The following is a 21,728-nucleotide window of genomic DNA, read 5'->3' as shown; positions in this document are numbered from 1 at the left end:
GGTGTTCACCCGTCCGCTTGTGATGGATTACTATGACCGCTGTCGCTGCAGCGGACCATGAGCACAAAAGATTTTGGCGACACCTTGTAGGTGCTGTTGTCATCGCACCGGCGTGATGCCGAGAAACTGTCCCGCTCACAGGTGTCGAACACCAACTGCCAGTCTTTTCCGGTGCTGATAGGTGGGAGACAGTGCTCTATCTCTTCATCCAGTGAATTGAGGATGACCAGAAAGGTGTCATCCGGCTCCGGCTCCCCCTTTGCAGTCAGATGGTATTCGCCGGCTTCGCCGTTGAGCAGGTAGCTCAGGCAGCAGGTCTGGGCTTCCTCCCAGTCTTCCTTGGTTTTTTCCTCCCCATCGGGTTTTAGCCAGGTGATGTCTTTCATGGTGGTGCCGGCTACAGTATCTCCCTGGAAAAAACGGTAACGGTGGAAAACGATGTGATCTCTGCGAAGACGGATCAGCCTGTGAGCAAATTCGCTCAGATTACGGCCTTCCTCGTCAACTTCCTCCCGGTTCAACCAGCTGATTTCGTTGTCCTGACAGTAGGCGTTATTGTTGCCGCCCTGGCTGCGGCCGAACTCGTCGCCAGCCGTGAGCATGGGCGTACCCTCTGACAGCAACAGCGTGGCCAGGAAGTTCTTTTGCTGTCGCAACCGTATTTCGCGAATTTCAGGGTCGTCGGTTTCCCCTTCGACGCCATGATTGTCACTGTAGTTGGCGTCGGTACCATCCTGGTTGTCTTCCAGATTGGCCTCGTTGTGTTTCTCGCTATAGGAGACCAGGTCCCTGAGGGTGAAGCCGTCGTGGGCGGTGACAAAATTGATGCTGGCCCAGGCATGACGACCGCGATGGTTGAATATGTCACTTGAACCCGTCAGGCGGGTTGCCAGTTCTGGCACCAGATCGGATTCTCCGTGCCAGAAGCGCCGTACCACGTCCCGGTATTGATCGTTCCATTCTCCCCACCCGGGCGGAAAGTTGCCGAGCTGGTAACCGTCGTCTCCGAGGTCCCAGGGCTCGGCGATGCGCTTGACCCGGGAAAGTACCGGATCCTGTCCGATGGCATCGAGAAAGCCGGCGTGGAGATCGAAGTCGACGCTCTCCCTGGCCAAGGCGGTGGCCAGGTCAAAGCGAAAACCGTCGATGTGCATCTCCTCAACCCAGTAGCGCAGGGAGTCCAGCACCAGTTGCTGGACGCCGTGGCGATGGAGATTGAGGACATTACCGCAGCCGGTGAAGTCCGCGTAGTAGCGAGGGTCCTCCTCATCCAGCTTGTAATAGGTGGCATTGTCGATTCCCTTCAGGCTCAGCGTCGGTCCCATGTGATTGCCCTCGGCGGTGTGGTTGTACACCACATCGAGTATGACCTCGATACCGGCATCATGGAGAAGGTGAACGCAGGTCTTGAATTCTTCCAGAGCCCCAGTTGCCAGGTAGCCGGGGTGGGGCGCAAAAAACGCCAGAGAGTTGTAGCCCCAGTAGTTACTCAGGCCCCGGTCTGCGAGTGCCCGTTCGTCGATAAAGGCATGGATCGGTAGCAGTTCCACCGCCGTCACGCCCAGGTTCTTGAGGTAGCTGATTACATCGGGGTTGGAAAGTCCGGCGAACGTGCCCCGATATTGGGCCGCCACACCTTTATGATTGGCGGTGAAACCGCGGACATGCATCTCATAGATAATGGTCTCATGCCATTGCCTGCGCGGCGGCGTGTCCTGGCCCCAGGTGAATGCCGTGTCAACCACCTCGCATTTGGGCATGGCAGCGGCGTTGTCCCGGGTGTCGAAGGAGAGATCTTCATCTTCATGACCCACCACATAGCCGAAATGGGCGTCGGTCCACTTGAAGTCTCCACGCAGCGATTTGGCATAGGGATCGATCAGAAGTTTGTGATGATTGAATCGATGGCCTTGCTGAGGTTCATAGGGCCCGTAAACCCGGTAGCCATAGAGCTGGCCGGCGCGCACATCGGGAAAGTAGCCGTGCCAGACCTGGTCGGTATATTCAGGCAAAGGTATGCGGTGAAGCTCGCGGGTCCCTTTGGTATTGAAAAGGCACAGCTCTACTTTTTCCGCGTGGGCGGAGAACAGTGCGAAATTGACCCCTTTGCCATCCCAGGTGGCGCCAAGGGGATAGGGTGAACCGGGCCAGACACGGACATCAGTCATCGGCTTCAATCCTCTTTCTGTGGCTCTGCTGAACCAAGGCCCTGCGCAGGGCAGGCAAAGATCAGCGCCGCCAGTGGCGGGAGGGTAAGACTGAGCGAGTGGGGGTGGCCGTGGGCAGCAACCGGAGAGGACTCTACAGCGATGCCATTGCCCACACCGGAACCACCGTACTCCCAGGCATCGGTGTTGATTTGCTGGTGATAGGTGCCGGCAAAAGGAACCCCGACCCGGTACGCATTTCTCACCACCGGCGTAAAATTGCAGACTATGACGGTGCAGTCGTCATGGTTGCGTCCCCGTCGCAAAAAGGAGAGCACGCTGTTTTCAACGTCGCCGCCGTCTATCCACTGGAAACCCTCGGGTTCGCAGTCAAGCTGGTGTAGCGAGGGGCAATCCCGGTACAGCCTGTTGAGGTCGCGTATCAGCTTGTGCACACCGGCATGGAGAGGATCGTCCAGCAAGTGCCAGTCGAGGGAGTTGTCGTGATTCCATTCCCGCTCCTGGGCGAATTCGCCGCCCATAAAGAGCAGCTTCTTGCCGGGGTGGCTGTACATGAAACCGAAGTAGACCCGCAGGTTGGCGAATTTCTGCCAGCGGTCCCCCGGCATTTTGTTGAGCAGGGAGCCCTTGCCGTGTACCACTTCATCGTGAGAAAGGGGCAGGATGAAATTTTCGCTGAAGGCGTAGACGAGGCCGAAGGTGAGATCGTTGTGGTTGTGGCGTCGATGGATCGGATCCGTTTTTATGTAGGTCAGGGTGTCGTGCATCCAGCCCATGTTCCACTTGTAGCCGAAGCCAAGCCCTCCTGCAGAGGTGGGTCGCGATACCATGGGCCAGGCGGTAGACTCTTCCGCGGTAGTAAAGAACCCTTTTTCTTCCTTGTACACCAGCTCATTCATGCGTCTGATGAAGTCCGCCGCCTCAAGGTTTTCGTTGCCGCCATACTCATTGGGAGTCCATTCGCCGTCCTCCCGGTTGTAGTCCAGGTAAAGCATGGAAGCGACAGCATCCACTCTCAGGCCGTCGATATGGTACTGATCCGCCCAGAATTTGGCGTTGCTGAGCAGGAAATTGCTGACCTCCTGCCGGCCGTAATTGTAGATCAGGGTGCCCCACTCGTGATGCCTGCCTTTGGCCGGGTCTTCGTGTTCGTACAGGGCGGTGCCATCGAAATGGGCCAGGCCATGGGCGTCCTCCGGAAAGTGGGCCGGCACCCAGTCCATGAGAACCCCCAGGCCATGGGCATGGCAGCTTTCGACAAAGTGCCGCAATTCGTCCGGTGTGCCGAAGCGGCTGGTGGGGGCATACAGGCCAATCGGCTGATAGCCCCAGGATCCATCGAAGGGGTATTCGGTAACGGGCAGAAGTTCGATATGGGTGAAGCCCATATCTGCGGCATAGGCCGGCAGTTCTTCAGCGAGCTCCAGATAGCTCAGGTAGCGATGATTCTCCCCCGGATGGCGGCGCCAGGAGCCCAGGTGGACTTCGTAGATAGCAATAGGTGCGTCCCGTTGCGAACCGGCGCCGCGGGACTGCATCCAAGACTGGTCCTGCCAGCGGTAAGGTGGCGGATCATAGACGATGGAGGCTGTTTCCGGTGGATGCTGGCAGTAGCGGGCAAAAGGATCCGCCTTGAGAGGTAGCAGTTTTCCGTCACCGGCGATGATCTCATACTTGTAGAGGGATCCCTGTTGGAGCTCGGGCAGGAAAATCTCCCAGATGCCGGCGCCATGGCGCAGCCGCATGACGTGACAGCGGCCATCCCAGTTATTGAACTCGCCCACGACACTGACCCTCCGGGCATTGGGAGCCCAGACTGCGAAGGCGACGCCACTGATGCCATCCATCTCAATAGCATTGGCGCCCAGTTTTTCGTAGGCATGCTCGTGACGACCTTCTGCCAGAAGATGGAGGTCCAGGTCCCCGAGTATGGCACCAAACCGGTAGGGATCTTCGATGGTGCAGGCCTCACCATTGCGGCTTATCCGCAGGCGGTAACGAAAGTCGCGCTCCGCACCCTTGACGGTGCCGGCAAAGACACCGTCCGGGTGGAGCCGCGTGAGGGCGGTGACTTGCTCGTCGCTGGCTGCATCCACCACGGCCACTGAGTCAACACCGGGCTGAAAAGTTCTTATCCGCAGCCCGTCGGTCACCGCGTGGCTGCCCAGAAAAGCGAAGGGATCGCGGTGTTCGCCCCGGGTTATGGCCTGCACACTGGTTCTGTCTTCCATGGTCATGATTGGTGCCTGCTGATCCATTCGATGAGACCGTCGACGGGAACAACGAGCCAGTCAGGACGGTTATTGGCTTCGTAGAGAATCTCGTAGAGAACTTTTTCCACCGTAAACAGAGCTATCAGGCTCTCGAACTCACCTATTTCCGCGGGAGAAAAGCGACAGCCATCGCTCCCTTGCCGGTATCCATCCAACAGGGCTTGGCGGGAGAGGTCTAGCCACTCCAGAGTCAAAACCAGGGCATGGTCATCCTCGAATTTTTCTGTCTCCCGGGCAGCGGCGGTCCGGGCGGCGTAATCCAGCGACCGTAACAGGCCGGCCAGATCGCGAAGAGGCATCTGCTTGGCACGTCGCTCCTCCAGCGGCCTGGCCGGTTCGCCCTCGAAGTCGATGATGTGAAAGTCGCGCTCCGCGACCAGTACCTGGCCCAGGTGAAAGTCACCGTGAGTCCGCGTTAACAGGGCAGTGACCCGGTCAGGCATGAGTTCACCGATGCATTTTTCAAGGACCGGCCAAAGGTGCAGGAGAGCGCGGAACCGTTCCGCTTTACGAGCGTCGTCGCTGCCTGTGTGATGCTGTAGTGTCCTGTGTGCAGTAGCCGCTTCCCGCAGCAGGCGCCGGCGCCACTCCTCCAGCCAGGCGTCAGTTACCGGTTCGACGCTGAAAGCCGGATCCGTGGTTGGCGTGGCGAGGGCCTGGTGGAGCTCTGCAACCCTCAACCCCAGAGTGCGCATCAGGCGAGTGAAACCGACATGGATATCCTTCTGTGCGGCTCTCTCCTTGCGGGGTGCGTAGCGGGTGTCGTGAAGGAACCGCTCCAGATAACCGAGGGTATAACCCCATCCGTCTCCCTGGTTGGTCACAAAGCTTTGCAGGATTGCGACAAGGTTGCGTTCTCCGGATTCATCTTCGATTTCAAGGGCGCCAAATAACGAAGGGCTGTTTTTGTAGCCCGCCACTTCGGTGAGGAAACGTCCGACCTCGAGCTCCGGATGCAGACCCGGCTGAAGGTGCCGGTAAGTCTTGAGAATCATGGTGTCGTTAATTATTGACGTGCTGTTGCTCTGTTCGAGATAGGTGGGCTTGATAGCAGCGGACCGGGCGTCGAAATTGCCAGGGAAAGCCGAAGTGGTGGTAAGCAGCGCTCTGCCCACGATGCCACTGCCGCCTTCAGCCTGGCACCGGAAATGCTCGAGCCATGTGCGGATGGCGCGCTCGTCTCCCGCCGCGTCCAGCAGGTAGCCGAGTCGGTTGGCACTGCGGGTGCGAGCTACTGTCGACTGCGCGGGCGGCAGCAGCTCCTTGCCGACTTCCTCCCACTGCAATGACAACGGCAGGAAATAGTCCTGGCAGGTGCCATCATTCAGGTGAACCGCGAAGATGCTCAGCAGACAGCCGTTGTCAGCTTCCGTCATATCGACCCACTCTTTCAGAATTACAGCAGCGATGCCCGTTTCCTTCGCAGCAAACCAGCGTTGGGCGGCGATAAATTCCGGGAGTAATCGATTCTCCAGTTCGGCTTTCCCCCGGCCCTCCAGCAGGCTGTGCCAGCGCTGCGGCAATACCAGGGTGTGGAATTCCTGCGGTGCTCCCGCCGGTTGCTGGTGCCAGGCCGGTGGCTCCGCGTCCCTGGTCAGTTGGAACCAGTAAAACCCGTGGGGGGAGAGAGTGAGAAAGTAAGGCAGTTCGCCAATGGGTGGAAAAGCACTCTCGCCAAGCAGCTCTACCGGCACCCGATCACGGAATTCGCTCAGGTCCAGTTCCACCGGCTGGGCAGAACGGGACAGGTTGGCGATACACAGTATGGCGTCATCCTCATTTTCGCGAATATAGGCCAGAACCTTGCGGTTGCCGGGGAAAAGAAAGCGCAGGGACCCCTTGCCGAAGGCGGATTGTGACTTGCGGACGGCGATGAGGCGCTGGATCCAGTTCAGAAAGGAGGAAGGGTTGCGGTGCTGCGCTTCTACATTGAGTGCCTCGTAGCCGTAAATGGGGTCCATGATTGCCGGCAGGTAGAGGCTGGCCGGGTCCGCACTGGAAAAACCGCCATTACGGTCCGGTGTCCATTGCATCGGTGTCCGTACGCTGTCCCTGTCCCCCAGAAAGATGTTGTCCCCCATGCCGATCTCATCGCCGTAATAGACAATGGGAGTGCCGGGCATGGACATGAGCATGCTGTTGAGCAGCTGCAGCTTGTTGCGATCGTTGTCCAACAGTGGCGCGAGACGCCGACGAATGCCCACATTCACCCGCATGCGCGGGTCGCTGGCGTAAAAGCTCCACAGGTAGTCCCGCTCCTGATCGGTGACCATCTCGAGTGTGAGCTCGTCGTGATTGCGCAGGAAGATGGCCCACTGCGTGTTGGCGGGAATTTCCGGCGTCTGTGCCATGATATCGGTAATGGGGTGACGATCCTCCTGGGCCAGCGCCATGTACATTCGCGGCATCAGGGGGAAATGGAAAGCCATGTGGCACTCGGGCTCTGACGCCGTGCCGAAGTACGGCAGTACGTCTTCAGGCCATTGGTTGGCTTCTCCCAGCAGCATGCGATTACTGTAGTTGTCGTCCAGCCAGCGGCGAATTTTTTTGAGAATGTCGTGGGTCTCGGGAAGATTTTCATTATTGGTTCCCTCGCGCTCGCAAAGATAGGGAATGGCGTCCAGCCGCAGGCCGTCAACACCCATATCCAGCCAGAATTTCATTACATTGAGAATCGAATCCACAACCCGGGGATTATCGAAGTTAAGGTCCGGCTGGTGGGAGAAGAAACGGTGCCAGTAGTAGGCCTTGGCCTCCGGATCCCAGCTCCAGTTGGAGGTTTCGGTATCGGTAAAGATAATGCGGGTGCCCAGATACTTCTGATCGGTGTCGCTCCAGACGTAATAGTTGCGCCATGCAGAGCCGGGTTTGGCACGCCGCGCCTTCTGAAACCAGGGATGCTGGTCTGAGGTATGGTTGATTACCAGCTCGGTAATCACTTTGAGACCGCGCCGATGCGCTTCCCGCAAAAAGCGCCGGAAATCCCGCATGCTGCCATAGCGCTTGTGGATGGACTTGTAGTCGGCTATGTCGTAGCCGTCATCCCGCAGGGGAGAGGGATAAAATGGCAGCAGCCAGATAGCGGTAGCCCCCAGCTCGGTAATGTGATCGAGTTTGCGGGTCAGACCGGCAAAGTCCCCCGTACCGTCTCCATTGGCGTCGAAAAATGCCTTGATATGAAGCTGGTAGATGATGGCGTTCTGATACCAGAGCGGACTACTTTCCGTCATGGAAGCCCTCACAGACTGGGTGAATGGTAATCCACATGATTCCGGGGGGTCACCCGGAAGATGATGGCTGGATTGTCCGGTTCCAGCCGGACATGGTGATGCCTGCCGTGCCAAAGATGCCGGGCACCGTTCAGCAGGTCCTCCACTTCGAAGCCGGCCTCTTCGGGAATGCCGAGTTGTTCCAGCGGGAACTCCAGCGTAGCGTCGTGGCCGTCGAAGGGGTCGACGTTGACGGCTACGAAAATCAGATTGGCGGGCTGCTCCAGAGTTTTGCCATAGAACAATATGTCCGGACTGTCGGCGTGGTGAAACCGCAGGTTAAGCAGCTCCTGCAGTGCCGGATTCTGATGGCGGATTCGATTGATGGCGGTGATGTATTCACGGATATTGCCCGGGGCGTCCCAGTCCCGGACTTTGTACTCGTACTTTTCGGAATGCAGATACTCTTCTTTTCCCGGTACAGCGTCGTTTTCGCAGAGCTCGAAGCCGCTGTAGATTCCATAAACGCTGGAGAGGGTGGCGGCAAGAACGAAGCGGATTTTGAAAGCGGGTCTTCCCCCGGTTTGCAGGAATGTCGGCAGAATATCGGGAGTGTTGGCGAAAAAATTGGGGCGCAGGTACTCCCCGACCTCCGTAGCGGTCAGTTCCTGAAGATAATCCGTGAGCTCCTGTTTGCTGTTGCGCCAGGTGAAATAGGTGTAGGACTGGCTGAATCCAACCTTGGCCAGCATCTGCAGCATCGGAGGACGGGTAAAGGCTTCAGAAAGGAAAATCGTCTCGGGGTGGTGAAGGCGCACCTCGCGAATCAGCCATTCCCAGAATGGCACCGGTTTGGTGTGGGGGTTATCCACCCGAAAGGTCTTGACGCCCTGCTGCACCCAGAAAAGAACCACATTGAGCAGCTCACGCCACAATTCCTCCTGATGTTCACCGTAGAAATTGACGTTAACGATGTCCTGGTATTTCTTGGGCGGGTTTTCAGCATATTTGATGGTGCCGTCCGGCCGCACGGTAAACCATTCCGGGTATTCCTTCAGCCAGGGATGGTCCGGTGAACACTGGATCGCGAAATCCATGGCAACGTCCATGCCCAGATCATTGGCGACACGCACGAAATGGCGAAAATCCTCCAGGGTGCCCAGTTCAGGATGTATGGCGGTGTGTCCACCATCCTCAGAGCCGATGGCATACGGACTTCCCGGGTCATCCGGGCCGGCATTCAGGGTATTGTTCGGCCCCTTGCGGTTGGTGTGGCCAATGGGATGGATCGGTGCCAGGTAGACCACATCGAAGCCCATCTCCCGTATTTCCGGCAGGCGCTGCTCGCAGTCGGCGAATGTCGCGCTCTGGCCTTCGACGACGCCCTGGGAGCGTGGAAATATTTCGTACCAGCTGGCGAAACGCGCGCGGACGCGGTCGACGATTACTTCCAGTTCCCGCCCGTACCGGGACGATCTGGTCCGGTCCGGCCAGCGTGCGAGAATGCTCCGCAACAGGGCAGAGCGGAGGAGTTCGGTCCTCTCACCATCATCCGCGGCCTTATCGAAGTCAGCCAGTGCCCGGGAAATCTGGCGGCGGTCATTGCCGGCGGTGCGTTCCAGGGCTTCCGCCACCAGGGCCCGGCCTTCTAAAAGCTCGACGCCGATGTCCTGGCCCGCGTCCAGTTTCTTGCCGGTTTCCTGCCACCAGGTTTCGAAGAGGTCGGTCGAGGCCTCGATGGTGTAAAAATAGTCGGTGTTCTCCTCCAGCCGGAGGGTGCCGCGCCAAAGGTCGAGGCCGGGATTGATCCGCGACATGGACACTTCCCGCCATTCGGTTTCGTCCTGGCGGCGATAGAGCAGGCTGGCGTTGAGGCAGTCATGCCCCTCCCGGAATATGGTGGCCGTGACCTCGAGACTGTCGCCGACCTCCCGCTTTACCGGGTACTTGCCGCAGTCGATTTCCGGATAGACATCCTGGATGGTAATGATTCCGGAGCGCACCGTATCGAGATAACGGGCGGTGACGTTGTGGCTGGTAACAGTACGGGCGGGCGCTGCTTCCCCGGAGGCCCCGCAGGCATGAAAGATGCGCACCTCCAGCGGCGCAAGCACAAGACGCGAATCCGGGCGCAGGCGTATCGCCTCGCCCCCGGGGGTGATCTCCTCGGCAGTGGTGCCGGCATCCAGTGTCAGCTCCAGTTTGTCCATGGAAAGCCGTAGTTCCCGGCCAGACAAAGGATTGATAAACAGCAGCGCCCACTCTGCGGGCATCGAGGAATGGCGGGCCAGCACCACCGCATCGGATCCGGGAGACTGCACGGGAAATTGTCTGCCGTCCTCATTCAACGCCGGCACAGAGGCCTTGCATCGATTGGTTTCGGCGATGAAGTCGCTGATATCAAAGAGAGGGGTCTCTTTGAGCCAGGAACGGCTCTCGACGACGTCGAGAGGCTGCCGATAGCCGAATTCGAAGCCCATGGGCAACATCACACCGGCTGAAAAAGTGGCGGCAAAGCTATACTGGAAGCGGTAATGCCGCTGGATATTTTCCTCGGGCACGCCGTCGCGCAGAAGCCCGGCGGCGAGCCGCTCGGTATCGTGGCTCTCGGGAAAGGCGATGGAGGGCGCGATATGACGGAAGGCGTCGTACTGCTCCAGCAACCAGGGGGAGCGGAAATCCCACCATTTGGCGCTGTTGAAAAGGTAGTCGAAGCCGGCATCGCTGAGGGCGTAGACCTCCTCCGGGCGGCAACCAAGAGTCTCGGCCATGAATACCGTGTTGGCATCCTGGTCACGTGCGGCCCCGACGATGGCCTTCCAGACCTCCGCGGGCACCTTGTAAGCAGCGTCACAGCGGAACCCGCGAAAGCCGAGCCTCACGTAATGGCGCACCAGCGTCTGCCAGTAGGCGACGATCTCCGCGCGGGCGGGCCGTTCTGAATAGTCGATCTCGGCCAGATCTCCCCACACGGTAGCGAGGCTTGCATCGTCCGGATCAATCGCCGCGGGGGACTTCAGCTCGCCGTTCTCATCGCGAAGGAACCAGTCCGGATGGTTCTCTACCAGGACGGCATCCTTTGCCGTGTGATTGATCACCAGATCCATCATGACCGACAGGCCCGATTGCTCCGATGCCTCGACGAATGCCCTTAGCTGCTCGTCGCACGAACAGCCGCTGCCATCATCAAAGAGTGGGTTTAGGGCATAGTAATCCTTTACTGCATAGAGGCTTCCGGAGAATCCCGGATAGTGGAAAGGATTGAGATAGACCCAGTTGAAAAGCATTCCCGCGATACGAGGCAACTCAGCCTGCCAGTCGGCGGTGGTGCCGGCGAGCAGCGGGAAGAGATTGTAAATGCGCGGCCCTGATCCCTGGGTGTCCATGAGTAACCTTGGCGTCGTAATGAGATGACAAGGTGGCCAATCTTGCTGACCTCTCATTACACATATATAAGCGACCGCGCTATCCGTCAAGCGGGTTCGCACCTTGATTACCAGACGCCTGATGAGGTGTACTACCAATGGCCTGTAACCGTTGGAGTTCTTCATCACGACGACAAAGAGGCCAAAACATAGTGCGGGAGGCACCATGAGCAAAAGTGGCGGAATTCGTATTGGAACATCGGGATGGAATTTCGATAGCTGGCGTGGCAGCTTCTATCCTCAAGGCCTTGGCGTAAAGGACTTATTGCACGAATATGCGAGCAGCTTCGATACCGTCGAACTGAACAACAGCTTTTACCAGTTACCCGCCAAAACTTCCGTTGAAGAATGGCTGGAAGCGTCGCCCGGCGGGTTCCTGTTCAGCGTCAAGGCGAGCCGCTATCTGACCCACATGAAGAAACTCAAGGACGCCGGCGAAGGGCTGGACCGGTTTCTGGCAGCGGTGGAGCCATTCGGCTCAAAGCTCGGGCCACTGATTTTTCAGCTGCCACCGCGGTGGCGCGTAAATGTCAGCAGGCTGACAGAGTTTCTGGATCAGTTGCCCGCCGGTCACCGCTATGCGTTCGAGTTTCGCGACACCAGTTGGCTTTGTGACGAGGTCTATGAAGTTCTTGAGAAAAACAACGCCGCCCTGTGCTACTACGATTTCAAGGGGTATCGATCGCCGCCCGTGGCCACCGCCGATTTCGTCTACGTGCGCTTGCACGGCCCCGAGGAGCGGGCCTACACTGGTTCTTATGACGGGCGAACCCTGGCGGGGTTCGCCCAACGCTTTGTCAACTGGGAGCGAGAGGGGAAGGACGTCTTCTGCTATTTCGACAATGATGACAAGGCGTGTGCGCCACGGGATGCCCAGCGGCTGCTGGATGCTGTTGGCAGGCAACAGCGCTGATTCTGGATGAGTCCGCTCTCCAGTAGCCCGTGTGCGCCAAAGTACAGATACCCGGGAGTCATAAACCGATTCTCAGGGTCTGCTCGCGACGGTTGAACGCCGTAGTATCCGTCGCGTCACAGTCCGCGCCAAGGTAGTAATGGCGCGTTATGAAAATTCAATCTGGACAGTGAAAGCAAGGAGCTTCTCATGATCAGACACAACACTGCGGCAATCACTTTCTGTATTCTCGGCGCGCTGCCCATGGCAGTATCCGCGCAATCCCCGGAGTTCGGCCCACAAGAAGGCGAGAGAGAATTCTCCCTTTCTGGAACCGGCAGTAGCGACCGGGACTTCAACAGCAGCAGCATCGGCTTAACCGGCGATCTTGGCTGGTACCTGTCCGATAAAATGGTTGCCGGCGTCCGGCAAAGCATCAATTACGCCGATATCGAGGGCGAAGGCGTCTCGGAGGATTTCTGGAACGGCTCGACCCGTGGCTACCTCAACCATCATTTCCTTGAAGATCGTGCGCGTCCCTTCGTTGGTGCCAGCCTCGGCGGAATCTACGGGGATGGAGTCAAGGACAGCGCCTTTGCCGGCCTGGAAACAGGCATGAAGTATTACGTTCGATCAAAGACCTTTATTCTCGCTCGCGTTGAGTATCAGTTCCTGTTCGACGACACCGATGACGCTACTGATGCGTTCCAGGACGATGGAATCTGGGCCTATACCGTAGGTCTTGGCTACCACTTCTGAAGCGAGTTCAAACGCTGACCTGAAGGGAGGGTGTCGGGGCCATCGGCAAGTTGCCGATGATAGGCTCCGCGCCCGCAGGGGCGCCGGATACCGCCCTGATCCCCGGGCAAGACTCAGGTGTAGCGGATGTCGGCTGTAATTTGGTAATAGAATCTTTATCTGAGAACCCTCAGATCCGGCTAAAACCGGTCAGCCGGATTTAGCGTACTTTCATTTATCTTTCTTTTTGGCATCGTCATTGATGTCGCCGACAACGGTGCCATTGCTGTTGCCATGTTTGCTGGCGTCGCCTGGCTTTGATTCATTCTCGGTGTCTTTCTTCGTGGCGTCGTCGTTGATTTCTCCTATCACGGTTCCTTGCTTGCCGCCATGTTTATCGGCATCGCCCTTTTCTTTTGGCTCATCTCGCTGACTTTCGTTCTGGGTTTTGTTCATGGGTTAATCTCCGGGTCACTTTCATGTGCCAATCGTGTAAAAAAATCGATGCTCCGACTGCCTGCGATACTACATTGCAGGCAGGGTGTAATCTCGTCGAGGCTTTCAGATATCAGTGCTTGGAGGCCTTTTCAAAGTCCTTGACCTGCTTTTCGGCTTCTTCTCTGGAAACGCCGTAGGCCTGCTGAATCTCACCTGCCAGCTGGTCACGCCGGCCGCCAATCTCGTCAAGCCGGTCATCACTCAGCTTTCCCCATTGTTCTTTTACTCTGCCTTTGAGTTCTTTCCAGTTACCTTCGATGGTGTCCTTGTTCATCTTTCGCTCCTATGGCCTTATGGCCGGTTCCTTTTAGCATCGTTGGCCAAGCACCGCTTTGTGTTGGGCAGTGCGCAACCTTCCAGCTCATCGTCACTTTTAACCCGCTGGATGTCTGTGCGTTATCAGACACAGAGGTTTCATTTGGCCCCCGTACTGAACCGTATCGATACGCCCGACCGCTATCGCCATGCCCAGCTTGGTATGTGCGGTACCGCACAGACGGCCAGATGGCCAATCGCCGAATCTGAGCAGTGCGTTCGCGGCGGTTGAACGCCGTAGTAGCCGTCGCGCCAAGGTCCGCGCCAGGTAAAAAAGGCGCTTTATCGAATGCAATCCGAAAAAAGCGAGTAAAGGAACTTCTCATGAAAAGACTCAACACTGCGGCCATCACATTCTGTCTTCTCGGAGCACTGCCTCTGGCAGTATCCGCACAATCTCCAGAGTTCGGACCTCAAGAGGGCGACCGGGAATTCTCCCTCTCAGGAACCGGCACTAACGATCGGGATTTCAATAGCGGCAGCTTCGGCGTAACCGGCGATCTTGGTTGGTATCTGTCCGATAAAATGGTTGCCGGCGTCCGCCAAAGCGTCAATTTCGCTGATATCGAGGGTGAAGGGGTTTCGGATGATTTCTGGAACGGCTCAACCCGCGGCTACCTCAACCATCACTTCCTTGACGATCGTGCGCGACCCTTTGTCGGCGCCAGCCTCGGCGGCATTTACGGTGACGGCGTCAAGGACAGTGCCTTCGCGGGTCTGGAGACGGGTATTAAGTACTACGTTCGGTCAAGGACCTTTATCCTCGCGCGGGCCGAATACCAGTTCCTGTTCAGCGACAGCGACGAGGCGACCGATGCCTTCCAGGATGACGGCATCTGGGCCTATACAGTGGGTCTGGGTTACCACTTCTGAACAGCATCAAAGCGCTGATTTGAAGGGATGAGTGTCGGGGCCAGTGGCGAGTCTTTCGTCATTGGTCCCGCGCCCATAGAGTCGCCGGATGCCAAGCAGATCTCCCGGCTGCAGTTCTGGGAAAGCCTCGGTATAGCGAAATCCCATGACCTGGCCCGATGGCCCGGGATGGTCCAGGCCGATGGCGTGGCCGATTTCATGAACCAGCGTATAGCGGATGTCATAGACATCTTCGTCCCCATTGAACCCCACCTTCCATTTCTGGTCAGGATTCAGGCATACCAGCGCCTGACTGATGCTGCGAACACCTTCTTTCTCTCCCGGCGAATAGGCCACATTGGCGAATGCCCGCCGGCGCGGCTGTCCCTGTGCCCCGAGAATAATGTCCGCATCCCGGGCAGCAGCAACACGATGAAATGACAGATCAGCAGCGCGCTCCCAGACCCGGAACGCAGCGGTGGTCTCCCGCACCAGTGTCTCGAATGGGATATCCTGTCCTGAGAGGGCTTTCATCGGCGCCAGGACCCGACAATTCCGCGCATTATCGAATTCGAGCGTCTCGTCTGCGAAAGCGTAGCTAATGCTCGCGCCCACCCCCAGCGTCTGCTCGCCCCACTTGACCTTGTAACCGTCCAGCTCAAGCAGCCGATAACCGTTTTCCCGGTCTCCGGCGAATAAGGGAAGTGGCAATGGCAAAAAGGCGACCACCATCAGTGCAATTATGATAGGCCCGGACCGAACAGGGCGCTGTCGCGTTATCAAGATCTGACTCATTGCGACAGCGTACGGACCGTTGCGAGGTAAGTCGGTTGTAATTTGGTAAGAGAATGTTTATCGCGAAACGTTTATCTCAGTCGCGAAAACCCGAACAGTGCGGTCAATGGGTGCCGGCGACCCTCGATCTGAGCCCTTAGCAAGCCGGCGCCGAGCATGCTGTAGGTTATGCCGTTACCGCCGTAGGCCAGGGCGAACAGCACGCGTGGCCCATACTGCGAATGTTGACCAAACAGCGGCAGCCCGTCGCTGGTTTCGGCAAAGGTACCAGCCCAGGCAAATGCCGGTGGCGCCTGAAGGCGAGGAAACAGCCGGGCGACCTTGCGCTGTAAAGTCGCTGCCTTACGATCGACCAGCCGGTCGCGGCGTGCCGGTACGTCGCGCTCATCGTCCTCGCCACCCACTAACAGCCGCCCGTCGCCGGTGCTGCGCAGATAAAGATAGGGCCGCGACGATTCCCACAGCATTGTATGGGCCAGCCAGCGCAACTGCTCCGGCTCAACGGGATCGCTGATGTAGGCGTAGCTGCTGAGATTCCTGGCGACGCGATCGCGCAGCCAGTGTTGGGACTCGTAGCCGCTGGCAACCACGGTATGCTTGGCCGTTATCGACATGCCACTGTCGGTGATCAGTTCGACCGACTCTGCGGTCGCCGTCATGGAAACCACCTCGGTGCGATCGAAAACGCGGGCGCCCTTTCGCCGCATCCTTTCAAGCAATCTTGACGCGAGCCGGTAGGGGTCAACCCGGGCGGCGACCGAACTGAGGATGGCGGCTGGCGCCTTCAGTCCGAACTCGTCCTTGAGCGCGGCGCGGGTCAGCCAGCGAACCGGAAAGCCGTATTGTTTCCGCCAGGCAAATTCGTCGGCAAGGCCTGAAAGGTCAGCGCAACTGCTGGCGTAGTAAAGGCTGTCGCTGGTCGCGAAATCCACATCCCCTACCTCATGCGCCAGCTCGCCGATCTCGCTGATCGCACGTAAGCTGGACTGGTAGGCCAGGAGCGCCGAGGCCTGGTCGTAGCGTTTAGCGAGGTCTGTGGCGTGGGTGTCGATTTCATACTGCAGCAGGGCAGTGCTCGCGGAGGTGCTGCCCCAGCAGACATCGCGCTGATCGACTACGACAACATCATGGCCATGACCTGCCAATTCATCGGCGATCAGCGCGCCGGTGATGCCAGCGCCCATCACCACCACATCGCAACTCAGGTCAGTATCCAGTTGCGGGAAGGCAAACATCAGTCCATTTTTCACGGCCCAGAACGGGTATCCGCTTTTCAGGTCCATCGATCACTCCTGACAGATCATGTGTGGCGTACGTGGCCGGCGGGGTCACCGTTGACGATGATCTCTGCCTCTCGCTCAAGCCGCTGACGGTCTTGAGTCAGCATGCCGTTGGCTTGTGCAAGCATCCGCACCATCTCCACCTGACACTCGACCTCGGTGACGACCGCGAATTCCTCACAGTTCTCGGCGGCCTCCCGCACCCGATGAAGCATATGCATCAAGTGTCGCGCCGCCTCCGGGTCTCGGGAAGCCTGCTCCCGAAGACGTTCCACGCACAGCTGCACGAGGTCGGCCGTGTCCCAGCCGACCTCGTCATAGACGCAACGACCTTCCGTATCCCGGTCGTGCCGACGTGGCAGCCCCCGATAGACGATTTCCTCGAGCACGGCTTCGAGGTGAACCATGACCTCGTGGGCAGTTGAGGTGTCCGCCCGCGCCTGCAAGGCGAATGTCCCTACATCCACCAGCTGGCTTACTGCAAAAACCAAGTCCATTTCGGGGCTGCGGGTACGGGCAAGGTTGAATGCTTTGGACACAGCGTCGGAGTCAGCTTCTTCTACCTCGATTCCAGTTGAGGAGACGAGCGCCACAGGGCGCCGGGGGGTGACAAATTCGCCAATCCGGCAACGTAAATGTACGGCCCCGCCAACCGGCAGTGCCTTGCGAATCCGGTCGATGTCGATACCGGTTATCCAGCCGGTTCCCGGGGCCAGTACGGTCCGCCGCGCAGACAGCGGTGGTGGTATATCGGCAAATTCAACCCGGGCTTTGGGATGGCGATCGAGCACCTCGAGGGCGTCTTCGGCAAGCCGGCTGATCAGTTCCGGCAGCGACAGGCTCCGCGTAGCGTGCTGGATCGCCAGCAGCACGCCCGCCATCGCGGCAAGCGCAATCATTACCACGAGCACCGTACTCACCAGGGGGGCTGCTGCCTGATCGTTCGTAGGCATCCTCAACAGAATGACCAGCACGGCCACGACACCCGCAGACATGGAGGCGAGCAACTTACGTTGGAAACTGTCGTCCAGGAAGATCAGCAACGTGCGGGGCGAGAAATGGGCGGCCATGAGACCAACCACTACTGTACGCATCCACAAGCCAAACACCGCAACCGTGATCAGACCACTGGTCACAGCGCCCAGCAGGACCCTTGCATCGGCAACGGTGCCGAGTTCCACAGGGGGAGGCCAAAGCCATTTAGTATCCACGGCCAAAGCGGCCACTCCCACGCAGAGGCCGGCGGTCATCGCTACGATCATCGACACCGTGATCTCGGCGAGGCGGAGAGATGTCCACCGGGGCTTGGGTCTGCCGCGGTTGATCTGCCCCATGCTGTTTCCTCCTGATGAATTATTTCTGGCGTGTGTGGCCCCCAGAGTCACCCGACGACCACAGCGTCGTCGGTGCGTTATCACACCGAGTGCACATGCTATGGAATGATTGAGGGAGTTCAGCGGGGTGCGAGCGTTCGCTATCGAACAGACACCTGTCGCCATCGGCACGAAAATCCCCCCATGGCTCGCGGTTTGAGCGGTATCTCAATTGTCCCCACTTCCCAACTCCCCGGAGAAGAATCATGGCTATGAACAAAAAAACGTCCCGGTCGTCGCCAGTGCCAAGCAAACGCGCGAAGTCGGGCGCGACCGCGCCAGAGAAGGCCAATGACGGCGTGCTCAGAACGAACGACATCGTCGCGAAGCAAGCTGGCGCGAGCGATGACTTCGTTGCCGCGAAGCCCCATAACAGCATCAAGGCACTCGAGCATGGGCACGACAACGCTATAGCACCACCGGCCGGGGAGACCGTGGAACCGGGCTCCAGCGAGTTGACCTCAAGTACCGCCACTGAAGCCACAGGCACGGCGAAAACCGGCAGCGCGGCAGAGCTCGGAACCAATGCCACCATCGAATCTCTCGACCGGGTCAGGGTTGACCCGAGTGGCCAACCGTTGACGACCAATCAGGGTGTCCCCATCGGCGACAATCAGAACACCCTGAAAGCAGGATTGCGGGGGCCATCATTACTCGAGGATTTCATTCTGCGGGAAAAGATCACTCACTTTGATCATGAGCGAATACCGGAGCGCATCGTCCACGCACGGGGCTCAGCGGCACACGGGTACTTCGAGGCCTACGACGCATTGACCAAGTTCACCTGTGCCGCGCCGTTCGCCGAGAAAGGCAAGAGGACGCCGGTGTTCGCGCGCTTTTCCACCGTGGCAGGCGAACGCGGTTCGAAAGACACCGCGCGAGACGCCAGGGGGTTTGCGGTCAAGTTCTATACCGACGAAGGCAACTGGGATCTGGTCGGCAATAACATACCGGTTTTCTTCATTCAGGACGCGATGAAGTTTCCCGATCTGGTCCACGCCCTCAAGCCGGAGCCCCATCACGGCATGCCTCAGGCGGCGTCTGCCCATGACACTTTCTGGGATTTCGTCTCGCTGATGCCTGAATCCACCCACATGCTGATGTGGGTGATGTCGGATCGCGGCATACCGCGCAGCTACCGGATGATGCAGGGTTTTGGCGTGCATACGTTCCGCCTGGTCAACGAACAGGGGCAATCCGTATTTTGTAAATTCCACTGGAAGCCGCTGCAGGGTACCCACTCACTGGTCTGGGACGAAGCGGTCAAGATATCGGGCGCAGACCCCGATTTTCATCGACGGGATTTGTGGGAGGCCATTGAGTCCGGCCAATTCCCGGAGTGGGAATTGGGGCTGCAGATATTTACTGAGGAGCAAGCGGAGGGCTTCAGCTTCGATGTGCTCGACTCAACCAAGATAATACCAGAGGAACTGGTACCGCTTACGCCAGTCGGGCGGATGGTTCTTAACCGCAATCCGGACAACTTTTTTGCGGAGACCGAGCAGGTCGCTTTCTGCACGGCCCATGTCGTCCCAGGGATCGACTTCTCCAATGATCCCTTACTGGCCGGCCGAATCCATTCCTATGCCGATACCCAGCTCACGCGACTCGGCGGCCCCAACTTTCACGAAATCCCCATCAATGCGCCTCTGGCCCAGGTACAGAACAACCAGCGCGATGGCTTGCACCGGCAGGCTGTGCACCGCGGGCGCGTTGCCTACGAGCCGAATTCATTGGCCGGTGGCTGCCCCTTCCAGGCGGGAACCGCGGGCTTTGTGTCCTTTCCCGACACGAGTGCGGAAGACAAAGTCCGTGGCAAGCCAGAGAAATTCGGCGAGCATTATGCCCAGGCCACCCTGTTCTTCGACAGCCAGACGGCTGTCGAGCAGGCGCATATCGTAGCCGGATTCACTTTCGAACTCAGCAAGGTCGGCGTGCCTGCCATTCGTGAGTGGATGGTGTCCTCGCTGGTGAATGTTTCCAAGGACCTGGCTGCCAAGGTTGCGGCGGGACTGGGTATGGAGGTGCCCGCGGCCATGCCGAAGGTCATGGATAATCCGCAGCCTCCGGAAGTCACTAACTCGCCCGCACTGTCGCTGACGGCGCTGCCAGGAGAAAGCGGCGTCCGCACCCGCCAGGTTGCGGTGTTGGTGGAGGAGGGCGTTCACCACGCCTCTCTAGCCAGCCTGCACAGCGCGCTGACCGATGGGGGGCTGTGGTTCATTTTGTAGGTCCACGGGTAGGCCTGTTTGCCGGCGAATCCGGTGAGAAGCTGGAGGCGGACAAATCGCTGGAGAATGCCCCGGGATTCCTGTTCGACGCTCTGGTGGTGCCCGATGGCAGTGCCGCGGCACAGGCGCTGGTCGATAACCCCGATACCATGGAGTTTGTCAAAGATCACTTCAAGCACTGCAAAACAATACTTGCTTTGGGTGCCGGGCGGAAGCTGTTGGAAAAAGCATGCATCGGAGCAGAGGCAGAGCAGGACCCAGGTATTCTGCTGGCGGACAGTGCCGATGCGGCCGCAATCGCGCCGGCCTTTATGGAGGCGATCGCGGCCCAACGACATCCATCCCGCGAGGGAGTGTAACCCTGCGCATTTTGGTGAAGGATTGAATTATGGCCCAATCAAAACGGCTTACGCTGGACAGGCTGCGCTTCGCTTTAAGTCGCATTAACGAGCGGTTGTGGGTCAAGCCGCTGGTTCTTTGCGTGCTCTCTATCGGTGGCACATTCATCGCCATGCTGGCCGACGATTTGGGGCTGTCCGATGTGGTGCCGGAGATCGCGATGGAATCCGTGGAGTCGCTACTGTCCATCATGGCTTCGAGCATGCTTGTGGTTGCGACTTTTGCGGTCGGTTCCATGGTTGCCGCCTATGCATCTGCCAGCGCCGGGGCCACCCCCCGGTCCATACCCCTGGTAATTGCAGATGACGTGACCCAGAACGCGTTGTCGGCGTTTATCGGCGCCTTCATCTTCAGCATTGTCTCGCTGATAACTGTCCAGAATGACTTGTATGATACGGCGGGCATGTTTGCGATCTTCGTACTTACCCTGCTGGTGTTTGCCATTGTCATCATTACATTCGTTCGCTGGGTGGACCGGATTGCCCGGCTGGGAAGGGTGGTGAATACCATTGAGAAAGCGGAAAAGGCAGCCGGCGACGCGCTGGACCGGCGCCGGCGTTTACCCACGCTCGGTGCTTTGAAAGCGTCGCCTCATCAGTCGGATGACCAAGGCATCCCGATCTGTTCGTCAACGGTTGGTTATATTCAGCGTATTGATCTGGAGACGTTACAGTCCAGCGCCGAGGCACTCGCCTGCCGCGTAGTCGTGCTCGCACTGCCTGGTAAATTTGTGAGCACAAGCCGCCCGCTGATTCGCATTGAGGGGTGCCGTGAGCAGTGCGAGGCATTCAACCGGGATGCTTTTACCAGCGCATTTTCCATCAGTTCAAGCCGTACCTTTGAGGATGACCCCCGCTTTGGGCTTCTTGCGTTATCCGAAATCGCCGACAAAGCGCTGTCGCCCGGCATCAATGATCCGGGAACCGCGATCAATGTGATCGGCACCATGGTACGACTGTTTACGCTGTGGCAATCCCCGCTTGAGGGCAGCTTAGAGCCGCCCAGCTATGACCGTGTATCGGTTCCGGAGCTGGTGGTAGACGACCTGTTCGATGACGCCTTTACGGCCATAGCCCGTGATGGAGCAGGTATGGTCGAAGTGTCCATTCGCCTGCAAAAAGCGCTTTGGGCGTTGGCGGAAACCGATGACGACGCGATGGTTGCCGCCGCCAGGAAACATTCACGAATGGCACTGGCCCGCTCGGAGCGGGCCATGTCACTTCCCGACGATATCGATGCAGTGCGCAGAGTTGCTGCGTTTTCCGCTTCCTGAAGTCAGG

Annotated in this window: 15 protein-coding genes; 6 read left to right on the top strand and 9 right to left on the bottom strand. The window is 58.4% G+C overall.

What is annotated here, in order from left to right; translation table 11 throughout:
• Positions 1-5: 5 nt before the first annotated feature.
• The 4 genes from glgX to DIT71_RS09695 are packed head-to-tail and all read right to left on the bottom strand — an operon-like array spanning position 6 to position 11,036.
• Complete coding sequence (glgX, locus tag DIT71_RS09710; protein ID WP_114613025.1) at positions 6-2,168, bottom strand: glycogen debranching protein GlgX; 2,163 nt, start codon at positions 2,166-2,168, stop codon at positions 6-8.
• A 5-nt stretch (positions 2,169-2,173) separates the two neighbouring features.
• Positions 2,174-4,426, bottom strand: a complete 2,253-nt coding sequence (gene glgB, locus DIT71_RS09705) for a 1,4-alpha-glucan branching protein GlgB (protein WP_114613024.1) — start codon at positions 4,424-4,426, stop codon at positions 2,174-2,176.
• Positions 4,402-7,671: a maltose alpha-D-glucosyltransferase gene (treS, locus tag DIT71_RS09700; protein ID WP_114613314.1), complete on the bottom strand. Its 3,270-nt coding sequence runs from the start codon at positions 7,669-7,671 to the stop codon at positions 4,402-4,404. Before treS ends, glgB begins: the two co-directional genes overlap by 25 nt.
• Before the next feature lie 8 nt (positions 7,672-7,679).
• Positions 7,680-11,036, bottom strand: coding sequence for a maltotransferase domain-containing protein (locus DIT71_RS09695; RefSeq protein WP_114613023.1), 3,357 nt, complete (start codon positions 11,034-11,036; stop codon positions 7,680-7,682).
• A gap of 205 nt (positions 11,037-11,241) precedes the next feature.
• On the opposite strand from DIT71_RS09695, the gene DIT71_RS09690 reads away from it, so the two are divergent.
• Entirely contained in the window at positions 11,242-11,988 is a 747-nt protein-coding gene (locus DIT71_RS09690; protein WP_114613022.1) for a DUF72 domain-containing protein, read from the top strand.
• Positions 11,989-12,177: 189 nt separating this feature from the next.
• Positions 12,178-12,726 (top strand): outer membrane beta-barrel protein, encoded by a 549-nt coding sequence (locus DIT71_RS09685; protein ID WP_114613021.1) that lies wholly within the window; start codon positions 12,178-12,180, stop codon positions 12,724-12,726.
• Positions 12,727-12,936: 210 nt separating this feature from the next.
• Here DIT71_RS09685 and DIT71_RS09680 read toward each other — a convergent pair whose 3' ends face one another.
• Entirely contained in the window at positions 12,937-13,161 is a 225-nt protein-coding gene (locus DIT71_RS09680; RefSeq protein ID WP_114613020.1) for a hypothetical protein, read from the bottom strand.
• A gap of 112 nt (positions 13,162-13,273) precedes the next feature.
• A complete protein-coding gene (locus tag DIT71_RS09675; protein ID WP_114613019.1) occupies positions 13,274-13,477 on the bottom strand; it encodes a CsbD family protein in 204 nt (67 codons plus the stop codon).
• A gap of 365 nt (positions 13,478-13,842) precedes the next feature.
• On the opposite strand from DIT71_RS09675, the gene DIT71_RS09670 reads away from it, so the two are divergent.
• Positions 13,843-14,391: a hypothetical protein gene (locus tag DIT71_RS09670; protein WP_114613018.1), complete on the top strand. Its 549-nt coding sequence runs from the start codon at positions 13,843-13,845 to the stop codon at positions 14,389-14,391.
• A 6-nt stretch (positions 14,392-14,397) separates the two neighbouring features.
• Here the strand turns inward: DIT71_RS09670 and DIT71_RS09665 are convergent, their stop codons facing one another.
• The 3 genes from DIT71_RS09665 to DIT71_RS09655 form a co-directional block, all read right to left on the bottom strand.
• Positions 14,398-15,087: a matrixin family metalloprotease gene (locus DIT71_RS09665; protein WP_199490993.1), complete on the bottom strand. Its 690-nt coding sequence runs from the start codon at positions 15,085-15,087 to the stop codon at positions 14,398-14,400.
• A gap of 149 nt (positions 15,088-15,236) precedes the next feature.
• Entirely contained in the window at positions 15,237-16,448 is a 1,212-nt protein-coding gene (locus tag DIT71_RS09660) for an NAD(P)/FAD-dependent oxidoreductase (protein ID WP_114613017.1), read from the bottom strand.
• Between the two features lie 17 nt (positions 16,449-16,465).
• The gene (locus tag DIT71_RS09655) at positions 16,466-17,707 is read right to left on the bottom strand and encodes a DUF2254 family protein (RefSeq protein WP_227538070.1); all 1,242 of its coding nucleotides are present in this window, start codon (positions 17,705-17,707) and stop codon (positions 16,466-16,468) included.
• Positions 17,708-18,024: 317 nt separating this feature from the next.
• Between DIT71_RS09655 and DIT71_RS09650 the strand changes: the two genes are divergently transcribed.
• The 3 genes from DIT71_RS09650 to DIT71_RS09645 are packed head-to-tail and all read left to right on the top strand — an operon-like array spanning position 18,025 to position 21,721.
• Positions 18,025-20,049, top strand: coding sequence for a catalase (locus tag DIT71_RS09650; protein WP_227538046.1), 2,025 nt, complete (start codon positions 18,025-18,027; stop codon positions 20,047-20,049).
• The gene (locus DIT71_RS18595; RefSeq protein WP_227538045.1) at positions 20,034-20,408 is read left to right on the top strand and encodes a DJ-1/PfpI family protein; all 375 of its coding nucleotides are present in this window, start codon (positions 20,034-20,036) and stop codon (positions 20,406-20,408) included. Before DIT71_RS09650 ends, DIT71_RS18595 begins: the two co-directional genes overlap by 16 nt.
• A 29-nt stretch (positions 20,409-20,437) precedes the next feature.
• Complete coding sequence (locus DIT71_RS09645; RefSeq protein ID WP_114613015.1) at positions 20,438-21,721, top strand: DUF2254 domain-containing protein; 1,284 nt, start codon at positions 20,438-20,440, stop codon at positions 21,719-21,721.
• The last annotated feature ends 7 nt before the right edge of the window (positions 21,722-21,728 follow it).

It is taken from the genome of Marinobacter vulgaris, from assembly GCF_003344045.1.
Lineage (GTDB): Bacteria > Pseudomonadota > Gammaproteobacteria > Pseudomonadales > Oleiphilaceae > Marinobacter > Marinobacter vulgaris.
Note: the sequence above shows the minus strand (reverse complement) of the source record. Positions and strands in the feature narration are given on the sequence as shown.

Coding starts and splice junctions, on each gene's coding strand:
- glgX (WP_114613025.1), bottom strand. CDS start 2,168: ATGACTGATGTCCGTGTCTGGCCCGGTTCACCCTATCCCCTTGGCGCC.
- glgB (WP_114613024.1), bottom strand. CDS start 4,426: ATGGATCAGCAGGCACCAATCATGACCATGGAAGACAGAACCAGTGTG.
- treS (WP_114613314.1), bottom strand. CDS start 7,671: ATGACGGAAAGTAGTCCGCTCTGGTATCAGAACGCCATCATCTACCAG.
- DIT71_RS09695 (WP_114613023.1), bottom strand. CDS start 11,036: ATGGACACCCAGGGATCAGGGCCGCGCATTTACAATCTCTTCCCGCTG.
- DIT71_RS09690 (WP_114613022.1), top strand. CDS start 11,242: ATGAGCAAAAGTGGCGGAATTCGTATTGGAACATCGGGATGGAATTTC.
- DIT71_RS09685 (WP_114613021.1), top strand. CDS start 12,178: ATGATCAGACACAACACTGCGGCAATCACTTTCTGTATTCTCGGCGCG.
- DIT71_RS09680 (WP_114613020.1), bottom strand. CDS start 13,161: ATGAACAAAACCCAGAACGAAAGTCAGCGAGATGAGCCAAAAGAAAAG.
- DIT71_RS09675 (WP_114613019.1), bottom strand. CDS start 13,477: ATGAACAAGGACACCATCGAAGGTAACTGGAAAGAACTCAAAGGCAGA.
- DIT71_RS09670 (WP_114613018.1), top strand. CDS start 13,843: ATGAAAAGACTCAACACTGCGGCCATCACATTCTGTCTTCTCGGAGCA.
- DIT71_RS09660 (WP_114613017.1), bottom strand. CDS start 16,448: ATGGACCTGAAAAGCGGATACCCGTTCTGGGCCGTGAAAAATGGACTG.
- DIT71_RS09655 (WP_227538070.1), bottom strand. CDS start 17,707: ATGATCGTAGCGATGACCGCCGGCCTCTGCGTGGGAGTGGCCGCTTTG.
- DIT71_RS09650 (WP_227538046.1), top strand. CDS start 18,025: ATGGCTATGAACAAAAAAACGTCCCGGTCGTCGCCAGTGCCAAGCAAA.
- DIT71_RS09645 (WP_114613015.1), top strand. CDS start 20,438: ATGGCCCAATCAAAACGGCTTACGCTGGACAGGCTGCGCTTCGCTTTA.